Here is a 6,350-nt window from a genome sequence, read left to right as displayed (position 1 = left end):
GCGGCCGCCGCCCTCTCCCGGGGGCGCCGGACGAGCCGTCGTTCTCGTCCGCGCCCACGTCGAGGTTACGCCGAGTCGGGCCGCCGGCTCAGGCGTCGACCTCCAACATCTCCTGGGTGACCGCCGAGTCGGTTCCCGGCACTCCCAGCTCCCTGGCCCGCTTGTCGGCCATCGCCAGCAGGCGGCGGATCCGCCCCGCGACGGCGTCCTTGGTCATGGGCGGTTCGGCCAACTGGCCGAGCTCCTCCAGCGAGGCCTGCCGATGGCTCAGCCGGAGCTGCCCGGCCACGACGAGGTGCTCGGGAGCGTCGTCGCCGAGCAGCTCGATCGCCCGCTCCACCTTGGCGGCGGCGGCCACCGCCGCCCGCGCGGAGCGGCGGAGGTTGGCGTCGTCGAAGTTCGCCAGCCGGTTGGCGGTGGCCCGCACCTCGCGGCGCATGCGCCGCTCCTCCCAGGCGAGCACGCTGGCGTGGGCTCCCAGCCTGGTGAGCAGGGCGCCGATCGCGTCGCCGTCCCGCACCACGACCCGGTCAGCTCCCCTGACCTCGCGCGAACGCGCCTGCACGTTGAGCCGGCGGGCGGCCCCCACCAGGGCCAGCGCCGCCTCGGGCCCCGGGCAGGTGACCTCCATCGCGGAGGACCGGCCCGGTTCGGTGAGGGAACCGTGGGCGAGGAAGGCGCCCCGGAGCGCGGCCTCGGCGTCGCAGGCGCCGCCCGAGACGACGTGCACGGGCAGCCCCCGCACGGGCCGGCCCCGGGAGTCCAGCAGGCCCGTCTGCCGCGCCAGCCCCTCGCCGTCCTTGACCACCCGCGCGACGTACCGCGTGCCCTTGCGCAGCCCTCCCGAGGTCATGACCTGGAGTTCGGCCGTGTAGCCGTAGAGCTCGTGGATCTCCTTCCGGAGCCTGCGGGCCACCGAGCCGGTGTCGACCTCCGCCTCGACGACCACCCGCCCGGCCACGATGTGCAGGCCGCCGGAGAATCTCAGCAGCGCGGACACCTCGGCACGACGACAGCAGGTCTTCGTCACCACCAGGCGACTCAGTTCGTCCTTGACCGCCGCGGTCATCGCCACCGCTCGTCCTCCTCGTCTGCGCGCGCCGCCGGTCCACTGGGCTGACCGCACAGGTCAGCCGGCCCGGCAAGCCCAAACCGGTCCAGGTCGGCGGCGCCCGTGGCGCCACCGGAGTGCTCCACGGTCCGGTCCGCCACGCCGATCGCCGCCGCGAGCGCGGCACCCAGCGCGGCCGGGTCGTGCCGGTCCGGGGCGTCGTCGTCGGCGACCCGTCTCAGGTGCGTGGTGCCGCCCAGTTCGCCGGTGGCGCGACGCAGTTGGTCGGGCGTCGGCACCGAGTCGATGTCGGCGATGACGTCGTCCACCCGCAGACGCGGAGCATGCTCGGAGAGTACGTGCAGGTGCTGTTCCGGCGAGAAACCGGCCGTCTCACCCGGTTGGGGGACAAGGTTCAGGACCAGGACCTTACGGGCGGTGGTCGTCAGCAGGGCGTCGTGCAGCTCGGGAAGCAGCAGATGCGGCAGTACGCTGGTAAACCACGATCCGGGGCCGAGGATGACGACATCCGCGGAGTGCACCGCCTGTACCGCTTCCGGGCAGGCCGTGAGCCGTCCGTCAGGATCGGCCACGTTGCGCAACCACACCCTTTTCACCCGACCGGGGGTAGTCGCGACGGCGACCTGGCCCCGGATGCGCCGCAGCCGGTGCGGGTTGTCGGACAACCCGGACACCTCGGCCTCGATGTCGAGCGGTTCGGTCGACATCGGGAGGACCCGGGCCCGCACGCCGAGCAGCCGTCGCACGTGGTCGAGCACGGCCACCGGGTCGCCGAGGACCTCCAGCAGTCCGGCGATGAGGAGGTTGCCCACCGCGTGCCCGGCCAGGGCGCCGCTCCCGCCGAACCGGTGGCCGAAGACGCGGGACCACAACTGCCCGTCCGGTCCGTCGGGAGCCAGCGCCTCCAGCGCCTTCCGCAGGTCTCCTGGCGGCAGCAGGCCCAGTTCCCTGCGGAGCCGGCCGGACGAGCCGCCATCGTCGGCGACGGTGACCACCGCGGTGACCCGGGGTGTCACCCCGCGCAACGCGGCCAGCGTGGCCTGGAGGCCGTGGCCCCCGCCGAGCGCGACCACTCGCGGTGGCCGGGGCCGACCGGCTCCGACGTCGTTCGTCCGTGCCTCGGGCACTGTCGTCATACTCTCGCAGGTCCTCGCTGACATGGGCCGAGCCGGCCGCGACCGGGCCCGGCCCTACCGGGTGGCGATGCCGCGAGGGCCCCGTGCCGTCGGGGCCTACTCGCGGCCGAGGTCCCGGTGTACCACGGTCACCGCCATGCCGTCCTCGGTGGCCAACCGGCCGGCCAGTTCCTCGGACAGCGCCACGCTGCGGTGCTTGCCCCCGGTGCACCCGACCGCCAGTGTCAGGTACCGCTTGCCCTCCCGCCGGTATCCGGCCCCGACCAGCCGCAACAGTTCGTGGTAGCGCTCCAGGAACTCCTCGGCCCCTTCCTGGCCCAGTACGTAGTTGCGCACGTCGGCGTCCTGCCCGGTGAACTCGCGCAGCTCCGGGATCCAGAACGGGTTGGGCAGGAACCGGACGTCCATCACGAGGTCGGCGTCCATCGGAAGCCCGTACTTGTAGCCGAAGGACAGCACGGTGACCCGGGTGTGGGTGCTGGCCTCGGTGCCGAAGGTGTCCTCAATCTTGGCCCGCAACTGGTGCACCGAGAGGGCGCTGGTGTCCAGGACCAGGTCGGCCTCGGCCCGCAGCCGGGCGAGCAGTGCCCGCTCGGCGGTGATGCCGTCCACCAGCCTCCCCTCACCCTGCATCGGGTGGCCGCGCCGCACCTGCTCGAAGCGGCGCACCAGCACCGCGTCCGTCGCCTCCAGGAACAACACCCTCGGCTTGTAACCGCTGGCGTCGAGGTCCTTGATGACCGAAGCGAGATCGTCGGTGAACGCCCTGCTCCTGACGTCCATGACCACCGCGACCCTGGTGATCACGGCGTTGGACCTGGCGCCCAGCTCCACCATCGTCACGATCAGCTCGGGCGGCAGGTTGTCGACCACGAACCACCCGAGGTCCTCCAGGCACTTGGCCGCGGTGCTGCGGCCCGCACCGGAGAGCCCGGTGACCACGGCCACCTCGATGCCGGTGCCCTCCACCCCGCCCTCGTCCACGGGTGTTGCCCTCACTTGGCTCCCCCTTCGTTCCGCTCCTGGGTGGGACGCTTCGTCCGCCCTTCCTGTTCCCCCGACAACGCGCGCCGCACCGCCTCCGCGGTGTGCCGGCCCACTCCCGGCACCTCGCTGATCTCCTCGACGCTCGCCGCCCGCAGCCGGCGCAGCGAGCCGAAGTGCTTCAGCAACGCGGTGCGCCTGGCCTGCCCCAGCCCCGGGACGTCGTCCAGCTCCGACCTGGTCATCCTCGACGACCGCTTCTGACGGTGGTAGGCGATGGCGAAGCGGTGGGCCTCGTCCCGGACCCGTTGCAACAGGTACAGGGCCTCACTGGTCCTCGGCAGGATGACCGGGTCCGGTTCGCCGGCCACCCACACCTCCTCCAGGCGCTTGGCCAGCCCGACGACGGCGACGTCGGTGATCCCGAGGTCGGCGAGCACGTCGGCGGCGGCGTTCGCCTGCGGGCCGGCACCGTCGACCACGAGCAGGTTCGGCGGGTACGCGAAGCGGCGGGGCCGGCCCGTCTCGGGGTCCACGCCGGCGGGGGTGCCGGTGCCCGTGCCGGCCTCGACGGGCGAAGCCCCACCGAGGGTCTCGGCGACCGCGTTCTCGGTGACCCGCCGTTCGTCGGGGTCCTGACGCTCGCCGTCGCTGCGGAAGCGGGCGAACCTGCGCCGGGTGACCTCCGCGATGGAGGCCACGTCCCCGCCCTCGGCCCCCTCCCGCACGGCGAACCGCCGGTAGTCCGACTTGCGGGGCACCCCGTCCTCGAAGACGACGAGCGAGGCCACGACATCGCTGCCCTGGACGTGGCTGACGTCGACGCACTCGATGCGCAGCGGGGCGCTGTCGAGCCCGAGCCCGTCCTGGAGTTCCTGGAGCGCCGCCGACCGGGCGGTCAGGTCACCCGCCCTGCGCAGCTTGTGCTGGGCGAACGCCTCCGCCGCGTTGCGGGCCACCGTCTCCATCAACGCCCGTTTGTCGCCACGCTGGGGGACCCGGAGGCGAACCCGCCCCCCGCGCAGCCCGCTCAGCCACTCGGTCACGGCCTCGGCGTCACCGGGCAGCTCGGGAACCAGCACCTCGCGGGGGACGGCCGCCGTGTCCGAGTCGGTGTCGGTCACCTCCACGAGGGTGGCCTGCTCCCCGTAGAACTGGCTGAGGAACCGCTCGACCAGGGCCGGGGTGTCGGTGGCCTCGACCTTGTCGATGACCCAGCCCCGCTGGCCCCGGACCCGCCCACCTCGGACGTGGAAGATCTGGACCGCCGCCTCCAGCTCGTCCTGGGCGAAGGCGATGACGTCGGCGTCCGTACCGTCGCCCAGGACGACGGCCTGCTTCTCCATCGCCCGTCGCAGCGCCCCCAGGTCGTCGCGCAGTCGCGCCGCGCGTTCGAACTCCAGGCTTTCGGCCGCCTCGCCCATCTCCCGTTCGAGGCGGCGGATCATGGTGTCGGTGCGGCCGCCGAGGAAGTCGCAGAAGTCCTCCACGATGTCCCGGTGCTCCTCGGGGGTGACCCGCCCCACGCACGGGGCGGAGCACTTGCCGATGTACCCCAGCAGGCAGGGACGCCCGATCTGCTGGTGCCGGCGCAGCACCCCGGCCGAGCAGGTCCGGGCGGGGAAGACCCGCAACAGCATGTCCAGCGTCTCCCGGATGGCCCAGGCGTGGGCGTACGGGCCGAAGTAGCGGACGCCCCTGCGACGCGGCCCCCGGTAGACGAGGAGCCGGGGCAGCTCCTCGTTCATGGTGACGGCGAGCACGGGGTACGACTTGTCGTCCCGGTAGCGGACGTTGAAGCGGGGATCGAACTCCTTGATCCAGGAGTACTCGAGCTGGAGCGCCTCCACCTCGGTGCTGACCACGGTCCACTCGACGGAACCCGCCGAGGTGACCATCTGGCGTGTCCGGGGGTGCAGGCCGCTGAGGTCGGCGAAGTAGGAGGACAGGCGGGAGCGCAGGCTCTTCGCCTTGCCCACGTAGATGACCCGGCCGTGCTCGTCGCGGAACTTGTAGACACCGGGCGCGTCCGGGATGGAACCCGGTTGAGGACGGTAGGTCGACGGATCGGCCATTCACCCAAGGTTACGGCCACCCTCCGACAACTCGGAACCGGCTGGTCGGTCCAGGACGGGGCTCCACCCGGTCAGGTCTCCGAACGCAGCACCGCGTCCCGCAGCCGCGCCAGCGCGTCGGGGGTCGCCGGCCGGGCGGGGTCCGCCAAGCTGGCGTGGGCGCTGCGCACGACCAGGTCGTGACGGACCGTGCTGGCGGTCGTGACGAACTCGACGGTGTCGGCGCCGCTGTTGGCCACCGCGACCGGCTCGCCGGAGAGCCGGGGGCCGACCAGGCGGCCCGGATCGGGGCGGCCGAGTTCATCGTCCAGCGCGCGTGCCGACTCCTCGTCGGGCATCACCACCTCGGCGAGGAGCACGTCGACCGGGGCACCGTCGACCTCGCCCCGGTACACCGTGCGGTCCAGGCGCTCGCAGGGGTTGCTGGAGAAGAACTCCCGCAGCCCGTCCGTGGCGTGCTCGCCGCAGTCGTTGTTGGTGGCGACGGCGATGACGTTGAACCGCTGCCCGTCGACCTGGGCGGACTCGCCGATCCGGACCGGGGCCCCGGCGTCCTCGTCGGAGGACCCGAACCAGGACAGGACCCCGGTGACCCCGCTGACCAGCCAGACGATGAAGGCGATGGCCACGACGGCCGGGATGAGGATGGCGGGAACCACCAGCAGTTCTGGTCGGACGAACCGGCGCAGGCCCGCCAGGGGGAGGTCCTTCTCCGCCTCCGCGACCGGGTCCTTCTCCTCCTCCTCGCGTTCGGGTTTCTCCCCCGGCCCCGCGCCCTCGGCCGGCTCCGACCGGGTCTCGGTGATCTGGGGCAGGTCATCGCGTCCCCGGCCGTCGAAGTCGTCGGGAGCGAGCTGGTGGTCCTGGGGCATGTCGAAGTGCAGGTGCAGCGAACGCAGGACCTCCCGCACGTCCTCGGCGTCCCACGCCCCGCGCCCGCCGGCCTGCCGGGCCACCGCCTTCGCGATGGCGGCGGAGTCGGCCACGCACACCGCGTAGTGCCCGAGGCGGCGCACCGACCGGGGTTGGCGGACACGGAGACCGGAACCGGCCACGCAGACCAGCCCGCGGACCGGCAGGGCC

At 72.9% G+C, this 6,350-nt stretch carries 4 protein-coding genes and 1 pseudogene; all 5 read right to left on the bottom strand.

Features of this window, described 5'->3' with window-relative positions; all coding sequences use genetic code 11:
• Positions 1 to 88: 88 nt before the first annotated feature.
• Positions 89 to 1,075, bottom strand: coding sequence for a DNA-binding protein WhiA (gene whiA / locus ACTIDRAF_RS0219035; protein WP_016700318.1), 987 nt, complete (start codon positions 1,073 to 1,075; stop codon positions 89 to 91).
• A complete protein-coding gene (locus ACTIDRAF_RS29815; RefSeq protein ID WP_085944870.1) occupies positions 1,066 to 2,208 on the bottom strand; it encodes a gluconeogenesis factor YvcK family protein in 1,143 nt (380 codons plus the stop codon). The genes whiA and ACTIDRAF_RS29815 overlap by 10 nt, the downstream gene beginning before the upstream one ends.
• A gap of 96 nt (positions 2,209 to 2,304) precedes the next feature.
• Positions 2,305 to 3,207, bottom strand: coding sequence for an RNase adapter RapZ (gene rapZ / locus ACTIDRAF_RS0219025; RefSeq protein WP_169533989.1), 903 nt, complete (start codon positions 3,205 to 3,207; stop codon positions 2,305 to 2,307).
• Positions 3,204 to 5,267 (bottom strand): excinuclease ABC subunit UvrC, encoded by a 2,064-nt coding sequence (gene uvrC / locus ACTIDRAF_RS0219020; protein ID WP_016700315.1) that lies wholly within the window; start codon positions 5,265 to 5,267, stop codon positions 3,204 to 3,206. The genes rapZ and uvrC overlap by 4 nt, the downstream gene beginning before the upstream one ends.
• Positions 5,268 to 5,338: 71 nt before the next feature.
• Positions 5,339 to 6,350: pseudogene (locus ACTIDRAF_RS29810) on the bottom strand (hypothetical protein); the annotation flags it as partial.

It is taken from the genome of Actinoalloteichus spitiensis RMV-1378 (assembly GCF_000239155.1).
GTDB lineage: Bacteria > Actinomycetota > Actinomycetes > Mycobacteriales > Pseudonocardiaceae > Actinoalloteichus_B > Actinoalloteichus_B spitiensis.
The sequence above is the reverse complement of the archived record's forward strand: the minus strand, read 5'-3'. Positions and strand labels throughout refer to the sequence as shown.

Bases quoted from the DNA above. Each gene is read 5' to 3' on its own strand.
- ACTIDRAF_RS29815 (WP_085944870.1), bottom strand. From the start codon at position 2,208: ATGACGACAGTGCCCGAGGCACGGACGAACGACGTCGGAGCCGGTCGG.
- uvrC (WP_016700315.1), bottom strand. From the start codon at position 5,267: ATGGCCGATCCGTCGACCTACCGTCCTCAACCGGGTTCCATCCCGGAC.